14 protein-coding genes and 2 tRNA genes are annotated in these 20,602 nt (G+C 30.2%); 4 read left to right on the top strand and 12 right to left on the bottom strand.

Annotated elements, in window-relative coordinates; all coding sequences use genetic code 11:
- Positions 1 to 245 precede the first annotated feature (245 nt).
- Complete coding sequence (locus tag NLO413_RS04340) at positions 246 to 773, bottom strand: Na+/H+ antiporter subunit E (protein WP_052690401.1); 528 nt, start codon at positions 771 to 773, stop codon at positions 246 to 248.
- Positions 774 to 853: 80 nt separating this feature from the next.
- Here NLO413_RS04340 and NLO413_RS04335 point away from each other — a divergent pair, with 80 nt between their 5' ends.
- From NLO413_RS04335 to NLO413_RS04325, 3 genes are all read left to right on the top strand, one after another.
- Positions 854 to 1,483, top strand: a complete 630-nt coding sequence (locus tag NLO413_RS04335; protein WP_156965576.1) for a MotE family protein — start codon at positions 854 to 856, stop codon at positions 1,481 to 1,483.
- A gap of 215 nt (positions 1,484 to 1,698) precedes the next feature.
- A tRNA-Arg gene (locus tag NLO413_RS04330) sits at positions 1,699 to 1,772 on the top strand.
- Positions 1,773 to 1,996: 224 nt separating this feature from the next.
- Positions 1,997 to 2,419 (top strand): YqaA family protein, encoded by a 423-nt coding sequence (locus tag NLO413_RS04325; protein ID WP_045809249.1) that lies wholly within the window; start codon positions 1,997 to 1,999, stop codon positions 2,417 to 2,419.
- A gap of 171 nt (positions 2,420 to 2,590) precedes the next feature.
- On the opposite strand, the gene NLO413_RS04320 is transcribed toward NLO413_RS04325, so the two are convergent.
- Positions 2,591 to 5,686, bottom strand: a complete 3,096-nt coding sequence (locus NLO413_RS04320) for a hypothetical protein (protein ID WP_198138900.1) — start codon at positions 5,684 to 5,686, stop codon at positions 2,591 to 2,593.
- A 1,444-nt stretch (positions 5,687 to 7,130) separates the two neighbouring features.
- Here NLO413_RS04320 and NLO413_RS04315 point away from each other — a divergent pair.
- Positions 7,131 to 7,769 carry a ribonuclease HII gene (locus tag NLO413_RS04315; RefSeq protein WP_045809247.1) on the top strand — a complete coding sequence of 213 codons (639 nt, stop codon included), beginning with the start codon at positions 7,131 to 7,133 and terminating at the stop codon, positions 7,767 to 7,769.
- A gap of 278 nt (positions 7,770 to 8,047) precedes the next feature.
- Here the strand turns inward: NLO413_RS04315 and rpoC are convergent, their stop codons facing one another.
- The 10 genes from rpoC to tuf form a co-directional block, all read right to left on the bottom strand.
- Positions 8,048 to 12,265: a DNA-directed RNA polymerase subunit beta' gene (rpoC, locus tag NLO413_RS04310; RefSeq protein ID WP_045809246.1), complete on the bottom strand. Its 4,218-nt coding sequence runs from the start codon at positions 12,263 to 12,265 to the stop codon at positions 8,048 to 8,050.
- A gap of 18 nt (positions 12,266 to 12,283) precedes the next feature.
- Positions 12,284 to 16,432, bottom strand: a complete 4,149-nt coding sequence (gene rpoB / locus NLO413_RS04305; RefSeq protein WP_045809245.1) for a DNA-directed RNA polymerase subunit beta — start codon at positions 16,430 to 16,432, stop codon at positions 12,284 to 12,286.
- 46 nt (positions 16,433 to 16,478) lie between these two features.
- A complete protein-coding gene (rplL, locus tag NLO413_RS04300) occupies positions 16,479 to 16,883 on the bottom strand; it encodes a 50S ribosomal protein L7/L12 (protein WP_045809244.1) in 405 nt (134 codons plus the stop codon).
- A gap of 51 nt (positions 16,884 to 16,934) precedes the next feature.
- A complete protein-coding gene (gene rplJ, locus NLO413_RS04295; RefSeq protein WP_045809243.1) occupies positions 16,935 to 17,417 on the bottom strand; it encodes a 50S ribosomal protein L10 in 483 nt (160 codons plus the stop codon).
- Positions 17,418 to 17,445: 28 nt separating this feature from the next.
- Entirely contained in the window at positions 17,446 to 18,093 is a 648-nt protein-coding gene (gene rplA, locus NLO413_RS04290; protein ID WP_045809242.1) for a 50S ribosomal protein L1, read from the bottom strand.
- An 18-nt stretch (positions 18,094 to 18,111) separates the two neighbouring features.
- Complete coding sequence (gene rplK / locus NLO413_RS04285; protein WP_084229843.1) at positions 18,112 to 18,558, bottom strand: 50S ribosomal protein L11; 447 nt, start codon at positions 18,556 to 18,558, stop codon at positions 18,112 to 18,114.
- Positions 18,559 to 18,560: 2 nt separating this feature from the next.
- On the bottom strand, positions 18,561 to 19,118 hold the full coding sequence (nusG, locus tag NLO413_RS04280) for a transcription termination/antitermination protein NusG (protein WP_045809241.1): 558 nt from the start codon (positions 19,116 to 19,118) through the stop codon (positions 18,561 to 18,563).
- Positions 19,108 to 19,308, bottom strand: coding sequence for a preprotein translocase subunit SecE (gene secE / locus NLO413_RS04275; RefSeq protein WP_045809425.1), 201 nt, complete (start codon positions 19,306 to 19,308; stop codon positions 19,108 to 19,110). Before secE ends, nusG begins: the two co-directional genes overlap by 11 nt.
- Before the next feature lie 24 nt (positions 19,309 to 19,332).
- Positions 19,333 to 19,408 (bottom strand) — tRNA-Trp (locus NLO413_RS04270).
- The gene (gene tuf / locus NLO413_RS04265; RefSeq protein ID WP_045809424.1) at positions 19,394 to 20,602 is read right to left on the bottom strand and encodes an elongation factor Tu; all 1,209 of its coding nucleotides are present in this window, start codon (positions 20,600 to 20,602) and stop codon (positions 19,394 to 19,396) included. Before tuf ends, NLO413_RS04270 begins: the two co-directional genes overlap by 15 nt.

Below are 20,602 nucleotides of genomic sequence, written 5' to 3'. Positions count from 1 at the left end.
TTTATGTACTAATCATTAAATACAGTTAATTATTTTAACAATAACTAAAATAGTTGTCTCATAAGTACTTGAAAAAATAAACATATAAATAACATGTAATTAACAACCTATTACACTTTTATCAAAAAGTTACTTACTTCCAATAATCTAAAGTATGAACCAACCCCTATTTACAAATAATACTAACAATCTTGTGATTTAACAATTTTATCCATGCCATAACTTTATTATCATAGCAATATGAATTACTGAAATATTTCTTTTACTTTATTATCAATATCATCTACTCCTGATATTAGTTCTTTATCTATCGCTAACACTTTTATCTTATATCTATCTTCCTTTATAACATCAACACTCACTGTACCAGGAGTCAAAGTAATAGAATTCGCTAATACCAATACTCCCAAATCATTTTTTTGTTGAACTGTAATTAATTTAAATACGCAGCTATCTGTGTCTAACTTTAACTTCCATATTTTTTTTACAATGCATATATTAGACACCACTATCTGCTTAACAAGCCACACAATATAATATAATGATCTAATAAAAAAAGTAAAAGAACATTCACTTGAAATATGAATAACACGTTCACCATTATTATAATGGATTCTTTCCAGTAAAATATTTACTATTACTAATGATAATACAGCACTACACATACCTGATACAATAAAGAAAACATTGAAATACCCTGATAAAATCAACCATAACACCATTAAAACAAAAAACCTCTTGATTTCATAAAATCTCATACAATTTTTACTCATACTTCATAAATACATAAAAACCTTAGCATTTATAACATAATCAGTTATTGTATAATATAAATAACTTACATAATATTAAAATGCGAAAGGATATAAAATTTACAATCGTTATCAGTATATTGGTAATATTTTATACAATTTTCATGATAAAAGAAAACATTATAAGTACTAATAGAGATAGTAAAAGTACAACATTTATACTTTCTAGTTACATCAATAAATTCTATACTGATCCAACATCAACTACACAAATAATAGCTTTTCACAAAAATTCTCCACATATACAACAATATTTACCAAACATGTTAATATATAATATTATTAACAAAAAAAATGCATCAACAATATACCAATACTTTACACATTGGGAAAAAAATCTTGCATATAAAGAGCAATTACTTTACGAAATAAGCAAAAGTATTTCCTCACAAATTAACTATCTTGTTAAAATTAAACAAGAGATTAGCAAAGTTTCTATACCCAATGACAATAACATTAATGCATCTCTTTCCAGAATAATTAATATATATGAAAGCATACCTGCACATGATGTCGCACAAATCTTTGATGCATTAGATTCTAAAACCACATTATACATTGCATCTCATATGCAAAAGTCAAAATTACTACCAGTGCTAGCACACATAAATAATAATACAATAAAAAACATAACCCTAGAAGCTTATAATACACTTATAGATAATAATTAGGTTTTAACCATAAGTTCACACAATAATTAATATAAATTGAGCACTACAAAAACCTGCTGTAATTTCTAGGATTATCATAAGAACCATCTAGCAAAATCTAATTCCTGCTATAAACCTTTAACATTTCCTACTCCTATACTAAGTTATATTTATATAAAACATAGGTTGTCTGATATACAAAGATTGTGTAAAGTACTAAGGGAAGAGTACATTAAGGGACCGTAGCTCAGTAGGATAGAGCATCAGATTCCTAATCTGGTTGTCGTGCGTTCGAATCGCACCGGTCCCACTTTATTTATAAACTATCAATCCGATATCATTAATCAATATTCTCAATACAACGCTGCTAATAATTCATGAATAACATTCATTATTAAAATCACTGTTATACTTCAACATTGTATGATAATTTCTCTAGCATATAGAAAAAATTTTATATAAGTTATACTTTAATTAACTAAGATTATAACTTTCTATATACTTAAACATTAGTTAATAAACGATAATATAATAATGAGCTTATCAAATCTTATAGAAGTATATTTTTTATTATTCATTGACAGTGTAGTAGCTGCACTGATTTTACCTCTAAATAAAGTAGTAGTATTTAAAATAATGCACTATTTTGGAGGATATAATACATTACTTATGATAATAATAGCAACCCTGGGATCATTAATAGGTAATTTAGTTAACTTGATGCTAGGTAGAATTATAATCTATGCAAGAACAGAATATCATCACTTGGAGGAACAGCTACAACATGTGTTTATTCCCTACATTAAAAAAATAATAACCTTTTTAGTACTTACTATATCTTGGATACCATTTTGGGGAGCTTTAGTAATAGCATTATCAGGGTATTTTAAAATTAACATCATACATACACTATTTGCAATGCTAATATCTTATTTAGCATATTTTATACTATATTAATGGTATACACACTTCATAATCATAAAAAGTTTTTTAATAAACAAATTCCTTACTTTAGCAAAATACTATAAACAGCTTATGTAGGACTAGCATGTACATAAATAATACACTTAAAAAAAAGCTGTCTACTACTAAACAGCTTTTCTTTACGTTATTGTCATTAGTTTATTTTTATAACTCTCTTTTAACATGTCTGTCATAACTTACTTTATCCAAATAACTTTCTGATTTTGCTCTATGTCTATCCAAAGAAAAACATTGATAACGTAGTGCATTTTTACCATTATCTTCTCTATTCCCACCATTATCAATAACAGAAGCACTAAAAGAAAAAATCTCACTTTCTTTGTTGTTACACCTCTTATTATCTCCATTAGCACAATGTACAACTTTTGCTTGCGTTACAAAACTTTCTTGCAAGCTATTATCTCCTTTACTATTTGATGAAACACTACTGTCACTGTAATGACTTAACATTACTTTACCAATAGAACCATTAGGAGAAAAAATCTCATTCCCATTACTTGACAAGTTATGTTCTTCATTATCATCAAATGTGCTAATAGCAGGCAATCTTTTTTCTTTTAGATCACCTTTCTTAATACCATCTATGGTATCATCTGATGTAATAGTACTATAACTATATTCACTAACCATATCACTCGACACAATACTACTAGCACAATCATTTAACATTGCAATATTATGATTTCTAGGGATTCTAGAAGAAAAAATTTCATTCCCATCATCACTTCTTTCTAATAATTTGTATTCTTCGCCATTTTTTAATATACTAGTACTAGGCAAACTTTTACAATCTGTTTGTAATGCAACATACTTAGAAGTATTTGCTTCTTCTACGCAGCTATCCTTACTACTAACCGTTTTTTCATTACTTACATTATTTAATACAAAAAAACATTTCCTATTACTATCTCCCGTACCTTTTATCTTTCCGCAATTCAGTAGAGAACGTACCTCCCTTTCATAATTAGCTAAAACAGCTTGTCTTTGCATTGACACTTGGTCTTTGCTCAATCCATTAGAATTAGCTATCTTTTTACATAAAGTTATCCATTTCATATGCGCTCTACTAGACAATGCTTTTTCAGTAGACGTTTCGCTCTTATAATAAACAAAAACCTTACTATCAAGTGTCTCAATACTTCCACCTATCATAACTATAATTTCCAACAAAAACTTTTCACCATAAAATTGGGTACCAACAGCCATTTGCAACATTACTTGAGACTTATTTTCAATGAACATAACCGTATTATAATCACTCATATATGCCTTCAATAGAGATTTTCCCTGAATTTTTAGGCTAACGCATTGTAACTTACCAAAATCTCTTTCATCTGAAGTAACTAAATCATCATTTGTGCATTCTAGATGTGCAATACTATTACGCAGCACATCAATATCATCCTGTCTATTACACATATCTCTACTATAAACGTATAATTTACTGTTCATTATATGAATCTTACTTTTGACAATACTGTTTGTATTTAAATAACTATTATTCAATAATAAAACTGAATCTTGCATCCTTTTTATGTAACCAATAACATCTTTTACTGTAATACTACAATTATCAACACTACCTAAAATAATAAATTGAGTATTCTCTCCATCTAATACAAGTCCATGTGCATCATCTTTGATAATCACTGTAGAATTTTTTGCTTTGATGCACTGTTTTTTTGATGTTATGTACTCAGTATTTAAACAATTAAATATTGCATCACTAGAACAATGTATTTTATTAATCATTAAAGTACTATTCTTACATTTCATTTTTCCACTAAATTGATCACAAATTATAGCACTATTCTCAGAGGTTATATCACCATAATTATTACCTATATTAACTATTGCACAACATTTCTGTGATAATATATCGTAATAACCATAAGCATCATGTTGATCACTAAAATACAAATCACATATATTAGTATCAAATTTACAAACGTTACCAACATAAGTATTCTCACAATTAATGCTACCATAATTAGCATTCTTAATATCAACATTTCCACTATTTTTAAGTTGTATAATTCCATAATTGTTCTTATAAATTGTAACTTTACACCTATCCTTTGAACAATTAATACTTTTATAATTATTACCTTCAATAACAACACAGCCACCATTTTTTATAGAAATAGCGCCATTGTTATCATTTTTAATAGTAACATTACCACTTATATTACTAATATTGCATGTATTTTGTAAAAATACAAAAATAGTACAGTTATCACCAACAATCTTTCCTTCGTTATTACCATATATATTTATTGTGCCATTATAAGATTCCAATGTTCCATAAAGATTCTTTTTTATATTTATAATTCCACCCCCTGAAATAATACTTCCATAATTACTACCAAATACACATATACCATTACTACCTACAGAGATCTTTACATAATCATATACATCACCACACACATATATATCACTATCTAATATCTTAATATCATTTAAATATTTAAAATATTGTGACAGAATAAAAATTTGCCCAACTTTGTTTTTAAACTTATCTATGTATTGTCCACTAATCCCATCATTACAAAACTCTTCTATTACATTCTTAAAAAAAGATCTATTACGCACAATTCTTAATCTAGACACAAAAGGATTAGCATTAATTTTACATAAATTTTCTATACATTTGTGTACATCTTGTGACTTAATAGAGTGATGATACAATGTATGGAAGTCTTTTAAAATCTCATACACTTCTTCCCGCTGATCAAATAATGGAATAGCTGGTAATTCATATTCTTGATACTTACGCTTTTGATAATAATAATATTCAAAACCTTTCAAGCTTAAATATATTTCACCTAAACACTCATTAAAGTTATTACACTCTATTAAAGTCAACATTACAAAATTATAACAGTAACTTTCATAAGTATCATCACTGCATATTTCTTGTATTTTTTCTACAATAGGTAAGACTTCTTCCATCATAGGTACCATTGTTGAACTATCATTTAAAGATTCGTCACCAAATTGATCAACAACTTCATCTTTCAAGTAAGAATCTCTCACAATAGCAATCTTTCTTTCACTCATACTATGTAATGTGCTACTAGAAGCCAAGAGGATATCACCTAAATTTTCCACTTGAGCATCATAAACATGACTTGTAACACTTGGTTCTATTGTAGTTTTTGCTTTATCTGTTAATTTAGAGCTATCTTCCTCTAAAACATTAACAGAATCATTACTACTTAACATAAAAGACCTCATTTGTACTAAAAATAATAATTTATGCTTAAATTAGCATAAATTATATTTTTAAAGGTATTATATTTAATATTTGTAGTCAAGATAAAATCTGTAACTATCTTTACCATTCAAAAAAATATTAAATTTTACTGCAATACGGTCAATCAAAGACTAACAATTAAAAGCACCATACGTAATTAATAGCACTAAAATTAGCTATATGTAAAATATACACAAGTCAACTATAAATAAGCTTTACTGCATTAGTACACTTTAATAATAAAAATACCAAATATCACTAAGTGATATACAGGAATACTTCATAAACATATACAAATATATTATAATATCTACTAGCAATTAGTACTAATACTGCTTTAATAGTAAAGCGATAACAACAAAAATATAAAAAGAATACCTTTACCTTTTATACTATACTTCTTTACACACAAAATTTTTATAAATACTACAAGTACAAATTACACTTTTAAAGAAAAGTACTATTAACATTAATCTTAATAATATTTAAAAATTTACTTATTATCAAAATATACATCAATAGATAACTAGTATAAGATTTTTTTTTAACACTTCAGCAATATTCAAAAAGTACATAATAATTACATAAAAAACTTTACATATTAATACTGATAAACTACTGATAAACGTAATGAACTATCTCATAAACATATTACATTATTCATTAATAAAATATACGTAACTTTATTAAGTTATTGTTCATTATTGCAGAACGCTTCCTTTAGCAATTATCTAACTAAAAATTTTAAGCACTATTTGATATCTACCACTTTTGTTACATAAATTACTGTAACTGCTTTTTCTAACAAGCACATATCAGAAGTATATGATATGTAAAATTCCTGAAGAGAATTTTCTTCGATAGGTCACATTTATACAAATTCTATCCATAAATTTCCACCAACACCTACTAGTCATTACGGAATCAATTTAATAAGGTTTTATCATAAACCGCTTATACTAAAATATACATACAGTATGTGAATTTTTATAATAAGTAATCATTAAAAACTACCTATTCCCCAAAGTATAAAACATGACAATAATTAAGTATATTCCTCATATTACATAATAAGACATGTTAGATAGAAAAATAAAATTAATGTGTTAAATACTCAGAAACAAAATGGTGATGTATATAAAAAAAACACTTACAAATGTTACTAACATACACATATATCAAAATATAACAAATTTACTTGCAAAAATTAAATAAAATAAATTATAACATCACCTTTGTTTTTTACATAATACCTAAATTTCACATAAACATTTTACCTATGTTAGTAAATATAATAAAAATACATTCACAAATGTTCTATCAAACTTGCATCATAACATAGTAAAAATATCAAAAAAAAAACTTTAAATACAGCAAATTATATTAATATAAAAATAATTAAGTAAAATACTAAAAAATACAAATATGCCTAGTTTTTTTATAGAAAGCACAATAAGTACACTACTTCAAAAACATGTAATTGTAGGAGTAGACGAAGTTGGATATGGAGCAATAGCCGGACCTGTAGTATCCGCTGCTGTATTCTTTCCAACAAGAAATAATATTACACAAGAAATTAAAGATTCAAAAAAACTTACCCCACAAAAAAGACAAGACCTTTTTCTAGAAATCACCAAATATGCAAAATATGGCATTGGCTTTGCTAATGTAAGTGAAATTAGTCAATATAATATACTAAATGCCACACATTTATCAATGAAAAGAGCTTTATTAAATATGAATATAAAAATCGATTTTATATTAGTAGATGGAAATCGAACTCCTAACTTACCGTGGAAAATAAAAACTATAGTAAATGGAGACAATATTAGTATATCAATAGCTGCAGCATCTATAATTGCAAAAGTCACAAGAGATAAACTAATGAAGGAACTACACGTACAGTACCCTCAATACCATTGGAACAAAAATCACGGATATGGCACAAAAAGTCATATTTCATCATTATACAAATATGGTAAAACTATACATCATAGAAGTACCTTTGCACCCATTTCTCAAATAACTAAGACATATTTAGAACCTCATCAAAATTCTATATAAAACAAGAAGACAATCCCTATATAATTTTAAAGTCTTCAATACTTTAAAAAATACAATTAATAAACTCTAACACACAAATGTCTTATGATATAACCATCCACGCAAGCATACTACCCAATAAAATTATCTAAAGTTATAACCACCCGCCTTTTTTCTTATAAATTCAAATAAATCAGTACCAAAACTCACCTATAGCAAGTGGCATTGAGATACAAACCATCTCATATTTAAATCTATCATTTTGCTTTAACTAGTGTATTTTCCGAATATAACTATCACTAATAATCAGCAACCCCACTATCAGAATTTTCATTATCAATAGGCACTTCATCTTCTTGCTTAAGATCATATCCCATAATTTCCCTAAGTTCGCTATTATAATAGGTAGAATAATCACTTTTATCAAGTAAAGATAGCTTCTTAATCTTATTCATGACAAAACCCGTACCTGCAGGTATTAATCTACCAACTATTACATTTTCCTTTAAACCATATAATAAGTCTTCTTTTCCTGAAAATGCAGCTTCAGTTAATACCTTAGTAGTTTCTTGGAACGACGCTGCAGATATAAATGAATTAGTATCAAGACTTGCTTTAGTAATACCTTGCAGTATTGAAACATAACTAATAACACGCTTATTAGACATTTCCAAATTTTTATTAACCTTAATTACCTCTTCTTTATCAACATGCTCCCCTACCAAATACATTGTATCTCCTGGATCTACAATCTCAACCTTTTGAAGCATTTGTCTCAATATTACTTCTATATGTTTATTATCAATACGCACACCTTGCAACCTATATACTTGCTGTATTTCAGATATCATATAATTTGCAAGTGCTTCTACCCCTAAAACTCTTAGTATATCGTGCGGATCTGGATCTCCATCCATTAACAAATCACCTTTATGTACAAAGTCACCCTCATTTACAATAGTATGCTTACCTTTAGGAACTAAGTACTCAACAGATGCAACTTTATCATCTACTGGTTTAACAAAAATACGTCTTTTAGAACGATAATAATCTTTACCAAACTCAACATAACCATCAATATCACTCACTATAGCATGTTCTTTAGGACGCCGAGCTTCAAATAATTCAATAACCCTTGGTAAACCACCTGTAATATCACGAGTCTTAATAGATTCCCTAGGAATTCTAGTAATCACATCTCCAGCATGCACTTTTTGACCATCTTGTACATTTAATACCGCCCCTATTGGAATGAAATAGTTAGCTTCCAAATCATTAGATAAAGTCACTACACTCCCATTATCATCAAGTAATACTAACCTTGGTCTAATATTTGCTCCTTGCAAATGTAACTTCCAATCAACTACAACTCTATTTGATATACCTGTTGACTCATCTAAAACTTCATTAATTGAGACACCATCTATTAAATCTACATACTTAATAATACCAGTTTTTTCAGTAATAATCGGAATAGTATATGGATCCCAATCTGCAATTTTTTCTGTTATTTTAACTAATTGACCATCATCAACATATAATCTTGCACCATAAGGTACACCATGACGCATTTTCTCATTACCAACATTATCAAGAAGAACAACTTCACAAGATCTACTCATAACTATTTTATTTCCATGCCTATCTTGAACAATATTGCTATTGACTATTTTAACTGTTGCATCTAATAACGCTATTAAATTAGAAACTTCTATACCTCTCATTGCTGTACCACCTACATGAAAAGTACGCATTGTAAGCTGAGTTCCAGGCTCACCAACTGACTGAGCCGCTATTACTCCAACAGCTTCGCCTATTGAAACCACATATCCTGTTGCAAGATCTCTTCCATAACATAATGCACAGATACCTTTTTTAGATTCACAAGTTAGTGCTGATCTTACTTTTACAGCATCTAACCCAGCAATTTTCATTTTCTCTACCTTTGCTTCATCTATCAATTCTCCAGCTTTAACAATTAATTCATCTACAATAGGGTTATAGGTATCAACAGCAGCAACTCTTCCTAAAATTATACTATCTAATGTAGCAACTACAGCACCTCCCTCGACAACAGCTCTAATAACAACCCCATTTTTAGTCTTACAATCATGTTCCACAACAATACAATCTTGTGCAACATCTACAAGTCTACGAGTCAAATATCCAGAATTTGCTGTCTTTAAAGCTGTATCAGCCAATCCTTTACGTGCACCATGTGTTGAGTTAAAATACTCAAAAACACTCAATCCTTCACGAAAATTAGATATAATAGGAGTCTCAATAATTTCACCTGATGGCTTAGCCATTAAACCTCTCATACCTGCCAATTGTTTCATTTGAGACGCAGAACCCCTTGCTCCAGAATGCGCCATCATATAAATGGAATTTAATTTTTTTTCTGAATCATAAACAGATATTGCTTTCATCATATCCTTAGCAATCAAATCTGTACATTTTGACCACTCATCAATAACTTTATTATATCTTTCACTCTGGGTAATTAAACCATCCTGATATTGCATAGAAAATTCCTTAATTTTTTCGCTTGCATTTTCCACATGAGCAGCTTTAGTATCGGGGATTATCATATCCTTACACCCAAAAGAAATCCCCGACTGTGATGCATATTTAAAACCAAGAGACATTAATTTATCAGAAAATTCAACAGTCTCACTTTGACCACAACTCCTATAAACTAAATCAACTATAAAAGTAATTTCCTTAACTGTAAGAACTTGATTTATTAAGTCAAAACTCAGATTTTCATGAGATGGAAAAATTTGCCATAATATTAACCTACCAGGAGTAGTTTCTATAATTTTTGTATATTCAGTTTTATTACTGTTACAATATTTCATTCTATATTTAATTTTTGTACACACGTGCACAATATTATTGCTCAATGCATACTCTACATGACTAAAATCTGCAAATGTTAAAACCTCATCATCATTATTCTTATCTTGCAATGTTAGATAGTATATTCCTAACACTATATCTTTAGAGGGAACTATTATTGGCTTACCATTTGATGGGCTTAAAATATTATTTGTAGACATCATTAATATTCTAGCTTCAAGCTGGGCTTCCAATGATAAAGGAACGTGAACAGCCATCTGATCCCCATCAAAATCAGCATTAAATGCACTGCACACTAAAGGATGTAATTGTATAGCCTTCCCTTCTATCAATAATGGATCAAATGCTTGTATACCCAGTCTATGTAAAGTAGGAGCTCTATTTAGCAATACAGGATGTTCATGTATTACTTCATCCAATACATCCCATACTTCAGATCTTTCATTCTGAATCATTTTGTTAGCTAGCTTAACTGTTGGAACAATCCCATACATCTTAAGTTTTGAACAAATAAAAGGTTTAAATAACTCTAAGGCCATCTTTTTTGGTAAACCACATTGATTCAGTTTTAAATTTGGCCCAACAACTATTACTGATCTTCCAGAATAATCAACTCTCTTACCTAAAAGATTCTGCCTAAAGCGACCTTGCTTACCTTTTAGCATATCACTTAAAGACTTTTTATACCCTACACTCCCAGCTTTATTAGAAATATAATTACGTCGACTACTATCAAAAAGCGCATCTACTGCTTCTTGCAACATTCTCTTTTCATTACGTATCATTATGGCAGGAGGATTCAATTTTAAAAGCTTACCCAGCCTATTATTACGATTAATAATAGTTCTATAATGATGATTTAAGTCAGAAACTGCCGGCCTACCATTTTCCAAAGATACAAGAGGTCTTAAATCAGGAGGCAATATTGGAATAACTGTAAGAATCATCCACTCTGGCTTATTACCAGAATTAATAAAATTCTCAATAATACGCAACCTTTTTACTATTTTTTTTCTTTTAATTTCTGAAGTAGTAGATTCAAGCTCATTTCTTAAATTTATGTTAATTGCGTTTAAATCTAACCTTACTAGCAACTCTCTTATTGCTTCAGCACCAGTTAAAGCAATAAAACTATCCTCTCCGTATAGGTCTTTTGTTTGATTATATACACTTTCACTAATTACTTCTCCCTTAGAAAAAGGAGTAGCTATAGGATCTATTATTACGAAATCACCACTATAAAGTATACTCTCTATCGACTTAAGTGGCATATCAAGTAATGCTCCTATACGTGATGGTAATGACTTTAAAAACCAAACATGCGCCACTGGAGATACAAGTTCTATATGACCCATTCTCTCTCTACGCACCTTTGAAGAAGTTACCTCAACCCCACATTTTTCACAAACAACACCTCTATAACGCTTCTTCCTATACTTACCACACAAGCATTCATCATCATTAACAGGACCAAAAATTTTAGGACAAAATAACCCACCTTTTTCTACTTTAAAGGTCCGATAATTAGTAGTAGAGATGTCCTTAATTTCACCATATGACATAGCCTTAATACTTTCAGGACTAGCTATAGATATGCAAATTTTATCAAATGATTGTGCTATACTAGTATAACCATATAAATCCAATAGCTTCATATTCTTACTACTCCCTCTTTAATTTGCCATTCCATCATTACCTGTAAAGTCTTTATCTTGCTGCAAAACAACATTTAAACATAAAGAACGCAATTCTTTTACCATAACATTAAATGACTCAGGTATACCACATTCAAAATTGCTATCACCCTTAATTATTGATTCATAAATTTTAATTCTACCAACAATATCATCAGATTTTACAGTTAACATCTCCTGTAAAGTATAAGCTGCACCATAAGCTTGCAAAGCCCAACACTCCATTTCTCCAAAACGTTGTCCACCAAAATGGGATTTACCTCCTAAAGGTTGTTGTGTAACTAATCCATAAGGACCAACAGATCTAGCATGTATCTTATCATCAACTAAATGATGTAATTTTAGCATATATATGTATCCAACTGTTATCTTACGATCAAATTTTTCACCAAGCCTACCATCATAAAGATCAACTTGTCCTGAAACATCTAAATCAGCCAATTGCAACAAATCAGAAATTTGAGAATCTTTAGGTCCTTCAAATACAGGAGCCGCCATAGGAACACCTTTTCTCAGGCGCTCTGCAAACATTATAAGATTATCATCACTCATTGAAGAAATATTCTCCTCTAATTTTTTTCCTTTATATATCTTACATAAAAATTCTCTTAAATGAGCAACTGATAACTCTTCAATATTATCAAGTATTGTACTGATTTTTTTACCTAAATTCACAGATGCCCATCCCAGATGAGTTTCTAGTATTTGACCTACATTCATACGAGATGGAACCCCTAAAGAATTTAATATAATATCAACAGGTGTACCATCCTCTAAATAAGGCATATCCTCAACCGCAACAATCTTTGAAATTACTCCTTTATTTCCATGACGACCAGCCATCTTATCTCCTGGTTGTAAATTATGTTTCACAGCAACAAATACTTTAACTACCGTTAAAACACCTTGTGGCAAATCATACCCATAATTCAACTTTTCTATCTTCTGATCAAACTTTCGATTAGCATCACTGATAATTAGATCAAATTTCCCCTTCATATCCTTTATTTGCTCTGAAACTTCAGTATTATTTAGCAAAATATTCCACCAATCTTTTTTTTGTAATGTTTCTAGAAACTCATCTAAGCTATTATAACCTTTACTTTTAAAATCACAATGATTGGCCAACAATTTCTTTAATTCATCGTAAAAATACTCACTGACAACATCAATTTCATAATCTCTTTCCTTAATAAAATTATTTATTTCATTCTGTTTGATCAGCAACGACCTATCATTTTCTTCAACTCCTCTACGCACAAATACATGCACATCTATAACAGTACCTTCAACATCTGGTGGAAGATATAAAGAAGAATCAACGCAGTCAAATACTTTTTCACCAAAAATTGTTACTAATAATTTTGTTTCTGGAGGAAGTGAAACTGGCGGTCTAGGCGTTACTTTACCAACCAATATGTCACCTGCAGATACTTCGGCTCCAACATTAACAATTCCAACATCATCCAGATGCCATAAACTATCTTCATTTACATCTGGAATAGATCTCATAATTTTTTCTGGACCAAGAGGAGTATCTCTTACTACGCACTCAAATTCTTCAATATGTATAGAGGTAAACATATCTTTCTTTACAACTTCACTTGAAATCACTATTGAATCTTCAAAGTTATAACCTTGCCATGACATAAAGGCTACAAGAACATTTTTACCTAGTGCTAACTCTCCTCTATCAATTGCAGATCCATCCGCTATAACATCATTTACTTTAACATAATCTCCAGGTTTTACCAAAGGTTTCTGATTAATACAAGTATTATGATTAGAACGCTGAAACTTACGTAAATTATAAATATCAACACCTAAATATTCATTTTTATCCTTATCAAAAGCACGAATAACTATATATAGCCCATCAACACGATGAACAATACCATCACGCTTTGCAAGAACAACAGTTCCCGATCCTGCTGCTACAATTGCCTCCATACCTGTACCAACTAATGGGGCTTCTGCTTTTAACAAAGGTACTGCTTGACGCTGCATATTTGAACCCATTAATGCACGATTTGCATCATTATTCTCTAAAAATGGAATCAACGACGCAGCAACAGATACTATTTGCTTAGGTGATACATCTATATAATCCACCTCTTCACTTTTTACCATTATAAAATTACCGCCATGACGGCAATAAAGCATATCATCAATAAAACGATTATTTTCATCAAGAGCTGCACCTGCATCCGCTATATAATAATTACCTTCTTGTATAGCAAGTAAATATTCAACAGTATCTGTTACAACTCCGTTCTTAACTTTTCTATACGGACTCTCAATAAATCCATACTTATTAATTCTAGCATATATAGCTAAACTACTTATTAAACCTATATTTTGTCCCTCTGGAGTTTCAATAGGACAAATTCTTCCATAATGTGTCGGATGAACATCTCTAACTTCAAAACCAGCTCTTTCTCTTGTCAATCCTCCAGGACCTAAAGCTGATAACCTACGCTTATGAGTCACCTCAGATAATGGATTTGTTTGATCCATAAACTGAGAAAGTTGAGATGAGCTAAAAAAGTCTTTTAAAACAGTAGCTAAAATCTTAGGATTAACAAAATCACAAGGCATTGCATTATCAAAATTGACTGATGACATATAATCCATTATCATCTTTTCTAATCTTAATATACCAACTCTAAACTGATTTTCTATAAATTCGCCTACAGATCTTACTCTTCTATTACCAAGATGATCTATATCATCAACAACACCTTCCCCATCACGTAATAAAACTAATTTTTTAACAACATATATTATATCATCTTTAGTTAATACTGTTATATCTTTACTAACATCTAATCCAAGATGACCATTCAATTTTATTCTTCCCACAACTGATAAATCATATCTATCCTTGTCAAAAAATAATCCATTAAAAAATGACTTAACTGCTTCTAAACTTGGAGATTCACCAGAACGTAGTACTTTATATATCTCAAAAAGAGCATCTTCATAAGATATATGCTTATCCAAAAATAACGTATTTAAAATATATGGACCAACTGTTAAAAAATCTATATTTAAAACATCAATTTCATTAATATCAAGTAATTCTAACTGTTTAACATGCTCAGCGGTGATACTTTCACCAGCAGAAATAATAACAGAACCACTATTAACATCTATTAAATCATTAGCAATAAATAATCCTACTATCTCAGAAAATGGTATTATATATTCCCTAAGACCTTCACTAAATAACCTCTTTGCTATTCTTAAAGTAATTCTTGTATTAGCTTTTATTAAAACATTCCCCTCAATATCCTGTAAATCATAAGAAAGCCTTATTCCTTTAAAACGCTCTATTAAAAAAGGAACCCTCCATCCCTTATCACACTTTACATATTTAATTGTATCATAAAAGGTATTTAAAATTTCATTATTAGACATACCTAATGCTCTTAATAAATAAGACAAAGGTAATTTTCTTTTTTTATCTATTCTAAAGTGCAATATATCTTTAATGTCAAACTCAAAATCTAACCAGGAACCACGATATGGTATTATGCGTGCCGAATAAATCAATTTACCGGAACTATAGGTCTTACCTTTATCACTATCAAAAAACACACCAGGTGAACGATGCATTTGCGATACTATAACTCGCTCTATACCATTAATAATAAAAGTACCATATGACGTCATAATAGGTAATTCACCAATAGAAACTTCCTGTTCTTTTATGTACTTAACGCTTTTTTCTAACGTATCTTCATCAACTACATATTTTACTTCTTTAAACGATACTTCCTGTATTTTCCATACTATAAAACGTAACACTATACGTATTGGTACAGAAAAGGTAACGCCTCTTTTAATACACTCATGTTCATCATATTGTGGCTCACCAATACTATAACTTACAAACTCAAGAACTGCTCTACCCAACAAATCTTGTATTGGAAACATAGACTGAAAAATATTCTTTATACCACTTTCTGCATCTGTGTTTACCCCAATAAATGCGTTATAAGAATCTCTTTGAATTTTAATCAAGTCGGTAAGAGAATCCTTAATATCTATTGATTTTGCATAAGAAAGCCTAGGAACTACGTCAAAAGAATTTAATACATACTGTGATGTTACAGAAGAAGACATTAAAATCCCTCAAAAATATTAAAAACTACTTTTTATACTATTAAAACTACTTAATGCTAATCTTAGCACCTGCATCTTCCAACTTCTTCCTAATTTCTTCCGCCTCATCTTTTTTATATTTCTTACCCTCATTTAGCTCCTTAGATCCCTCTTGTTCAACAAAATCTTTAGCTTCTTTTAATCCAAGATTAGTACATTCCCTTACAGCCTTAATAACTGCTATCTTCTTCTCTGGAGCATATCCATCAAACATAACAATAAATTCTGTTTTTTCTGCATCAGCAGCAGGTACATTACTTAAAGTTGTTCCTCCTGCAGAAGGTGCAGCCATCAATAATCCCCCTTTAGGAAACCCTAATTTTTCTTCTATTTTTTCTACTAACAGTGCGGCACTGCATAAATCCAAGCTACAAATTTGTTCCACTAAACTATCCATATCAACTTTACTCATAATTAATAACCCCAAAATTATTAAAAAATATAACTACATATAAATAAAACGTTACTCTTTATTACTTAAAGCTTTCAAGCACAATGCTAATCTTACTGGTATACTGTAAGATATTAAATTTCCTATTTGCACATGTAGTTCCTTTAAAGATGGCAAATTAGATAAATAAATAATTTTATCTTTAGATAGCACTTGATTATTATCATATGCACATACTAAAGATATTTTCTTTTTATTACTATTTATAAAATTAACAACTATCTTTGATATAACAATCACATCATTTGAATAAACAACAAATACAGAGTTAACAAACTTGCTATTTAATTCTTGCTTACCTAATTTTTCTAAAGCAATACGTGCTAAACTATTCTTTGTAACAATCAACCCTCCACTAACAGCTTTTAATTCTCTTCTCAAACAAAAAAAATCATCAGCTGTCATATGCTGAAAATTCACAATGATAAAGCTTCCAAACTGTACAAATACATTCTCAATATTATTTAAATGCTGTTTCTTATTATCACGCTTCACTTATAACACCTCTCATAATCAGAATAATTTAACCGATATTTACTATTTTAAAAGACCTTCCCATAGTTGAGCTAATAAACACACTCTTAAAATATAATCCTTTAACAGTAACAGGCTTTAATTGTTTTACCATACTAACAACAGCATTAAAATTATCTAGCAAATCCTCCACAGAAAATGAAGTATTTCCAATTTTTGCATGCACAATACCACCCTTATCAGCTCTAAGTCTAATCTGACCAGATTTTATTACACCTATAGTCTTAGCAATATTAGAAGTAACTGTACCAAACTTAGGATTCGGCATTAATCCTCTTGGCCCTAGAATTTTAGCAATAGGAGAAATGTGGGGCATAAAATCTGGTGTTGCAATACACCAATCAACATCTAATTCTTTTTTTCTTTTTACATCTTCTACTAAATTCTCATCACCAAAAATATCCGCCTTAGCATCTTCAGCTATCTTTAGATTTTCACCTTTGGCAAAAACTGCAACTTTAATTTCCCTACCCAATCCCTTAGGCAAAACAACAATTCCCCTAACTTGTTCATCAGCTTTAGAAATATTAACATTGAGCTTAATTGCTACATCAACAGACTCACAAAATTTTGCTTTAGAACACCCTATAAGCTTTTTTAATCCTTCTCCAATTTCATAAAAATCATCAACTAGCATTAATTCTTTTCCCCTTTATTAATTTTCTTCTATAATTATACCTATAGAACGTGCGGTACCTTTAACCATATTAATTGCAGCTTCTAAAGTATCAGCATTCATATCGGCCATTTTGCGCTCAGCTATTTTTATAATTTCTGATATTTTTACCCTACCAACATTATCCTTCCCAGGATTAACAGATCCTTTTTCAATAGCAGCAGCTTTTTTTAACAAAAAAGATACAGGAGAATCACTAATAGTAAACTTATAAGTTTTATCATTATAAATACATATCTTAGCAGTTACCATATCCCCAATACTATATTGTTTATCATCACCACTTGTTGCATCATTAAATTCTTTACAAAACTTAGGCATTGATATACCACGAGGGCCTAATACTGAAGCAATTTTTGGACCAGGATTAGCTTTGCCAGCTTGCATCATTAAATTAATTCTTGAAAGAACATCCTCATTACTCACAACTATCCCTCCAGTTTTTGTATATGTTGTAACTTAAATTCTATTTTAGTTAATCTACCGAATATCATAACACTTACTCCAGCTATCTCTTTATCTTCATTAACGTATTCTACTTTACCCGTAAAATCTTGAAATAACCCATCATTTATAACTACTTCATCTCCCACTTCAAAATCTATTCCTTTATTATCATCAACTATAGCACCATGATTCATTTTTTGACGCATTAATGCCATTTCCTCAAATGAAATTACTTTAGGTAAACTAGAATCATCACTAAGAAGAAAATTAGACACTTTAGGTATAGCCCTAATAAAAGCCATATTATCATTATTTAACTTCATCAACAAGAATACATACCCAGGTAATAACTTCCTTTTTACTATTACCTTCTTATTACGTTTAACCTTAGTTACCTCCTCATAAGGAATAAATACTTCAGAAAAATCATCCATTATTCCTAATTGCTTAGATCTTTCCATAATAATCTGAGATACCTTTTCCTCATTTCCAGATAATACTTGAATAATATACCACTTATAAGCATCATTACATTCCATAAATTACCTCAAGCACTATCCTAATTAATTTTAGGAATAAAAAATCTACACAGCAAAATAAAATGGACGCAAAAGTAATTACTAGTATAACTATCAACAAAAACATCATAATTTCATTTTTTGAAGCCCACGAAACCTGCAAAGCTTCGTGCTTCACACTATATAAAAATTTATTAATAACACTTATCATGCATACACCTGACATATTTTTAAATGGCAGGAGCGATAGGAATTGAACCTATAACCCTCAGTTTTGGAGACTGATGCTCTACCAGTTAAGCTACACTCCCATTCACTTTATACTCCAAGATTTCAGTAATAATACCAGATCCAACAGTTCTTCCACCTTCACGTATTGCAAATCTTAATCCTTTTTCTATCGCAACTGCTTTATCTAAGCTTACTTCTATACTTAAATTATCACCAGGCATAACCATCTCTATTCCTTCTGCCAATTTTATACTACCAGTAACATCAGTAGTTCTTACATAAAACTGCGGCTGATAGTTTGAAAAAAATGGTGTATGCCTTCCACCTTCTTCTTTCTTTAATATATAAACTTCCGCCTTAAATCCATTGTACGAACGTATTTGCCCAGGTGCACTTAATACCTGACCTCTCTCAACATCCTCTTTCTTTATGCCCCTTAGCAAAATCCCTGCATTATCTCCTGCTTCCCCAGCACCTAATGCCTTGTGAAACATTTCAACACCTGTACATACAGTACTTTGAAGCTCCCTTAATCCTACTATCTCTACTTTATCTCCTACCCTTATAACTCCACGCTCTATTCTTCCTGTTACTACAGTACCTCTACCAGGTATAGAAAATACATCCTCTATTGACATCAAAAATGGCTTATCTTTTTCTCTTAGTGGTAATTCTATCTTCTCTAATGCTGCCATTAACTCCATTATCTTATCGCTCCACTCTCCATCAGCACCTTCATCCTCTAACGCCTTTATTGCTGATCCTCTTATTATGTCTATACTGCTTCCTTGATATCCGTAATTTGTTAATAGCTCTCTCATCTCCATCTCTACCAATTCCAGCATATCATTATCTGTAACAACATCACACTTATTTACCCATACAACTATATCTTTAACACCTACCTGCTTTGCTAATAATATATGCTCTCTTGTCTGCGGCATCGCTCCATCAGTAGCAGAAACTACTAATATTGCTATATCCATTTGCGCAGCACCTGTTATCATATTTTTTATGTAATCAGCGTGCCCAGGACAGTCAACATGCGCATAGTGTCTACTCTCTGTTTCATATTCTACGTGTGCCGTAGAAATCGTTATACCTCTTGCTTTCTCTTCAGGTGCCTTATCTATTTCATCGTACTTTACTACTTTATTCGCTCCACTTAATTTCTTTGCTAACACTGTAGTTAGCGCAGCTGTCAATGTTGTCTTACCATGATCAACATGCCCTATTGTACCTACATTAATGTGTGGCTTCCTAGTATCTGTCAT

Source organism: Candidatus Neoehrlichia procyonis str. RAC413 (assembly GCF_000964795.1).
Classification (GTDB): Bacteria; Pseudomonadota; Alphaproteobacteria; order Rickettsiales; family Anaplasmataceae; genus Neoehrlichia; species Neoehrlichia procyonis.
Note: the sequence above shows the minus strand (reverse complement) of the source record. Positions and strands in the feature narration are given on the sequence as shown.

Bases quoted from the DNA above. Each gene is read 5' to 3' on its own strand.
- nusG (WP_045809241.1), bottom strand. From the start codon at position 19,118: ATGGAATGTAATGATGCTTATAAGTGGTATATTATTCAAGTATTATCT.
- secE (WP_045809425.1), bottom strand. From the start codon at position 19,308: ATGATAAGTGTTATTAATAAATTTTTATATAGTGTGAAGCACGAAGCT.
- NLO413_RS04335 (WP_156965576.1), top strand. From the start codon at position 854: ATGCGAAAGGATATAAAATTTACAATCGTTATCAGTATATTGGTAATA.
- rpoC (WP_045809246.1), bottom strand. From the start codon at position 12,265: ATGAAGCTATTGGATTTATATGGTTATACTAGTATAGCACAATCATTT.
- rplL (WP_045809244.1), bottom strand. From the start codon at position 16,883: ATGAGTAAAGTTGATATGGATAGTTTAGTGGAACAAATTTGTAGCTTG.
- NLO413_RS04320 (WP_198138900.1), bottom strand. From the start codon at position 5,686: ATGAGGTCTTTTATGTTAAGTAGTAATGATTCTGTTAATGTTTTAGAG.
- tuf (WP_045809424.1), bottom strand. From the start codon at position 20,602: ATGACAGATACTAGGAAGCCACACATTAATGTAGGTACAATAGGGCAT.
- NLO413_RS04325 (WP_045809249.1), top strand. From the start codon at position 1,997: ATGAGCTTATCAAATCTTATAGAAGTATATTTTTTATTATTCATTGAC.
- rpoB (WP_045809245.1), bottom strand. From the start codon at position 16,432: ATGTCTTCTTCTGTAACATCACAGTATGTATTAAATTCTTTTGACGTA.
- NLO413_RS04315 (WP_045809247.1), top strand. From the start codon at position 7,131: ATGCCTAGTTTTTTTATAGAAAGCACAATAAGTACACTACTTCAAAAA.
- rplA (WP_045809242.1), bottom strand. From the start codon at position 18,093: ATGCTAGTTGATGATTTTTATGAAATTGGAGAAGGATTAAAAAAGCTT.
- NLO413_RS04340 (WP_052690401.1), bottom strand. From the start codon at position 773: ATGAGTAAAAATTGTATGAGATTTTATGAAATCAAGAGGTTTTTTGTT.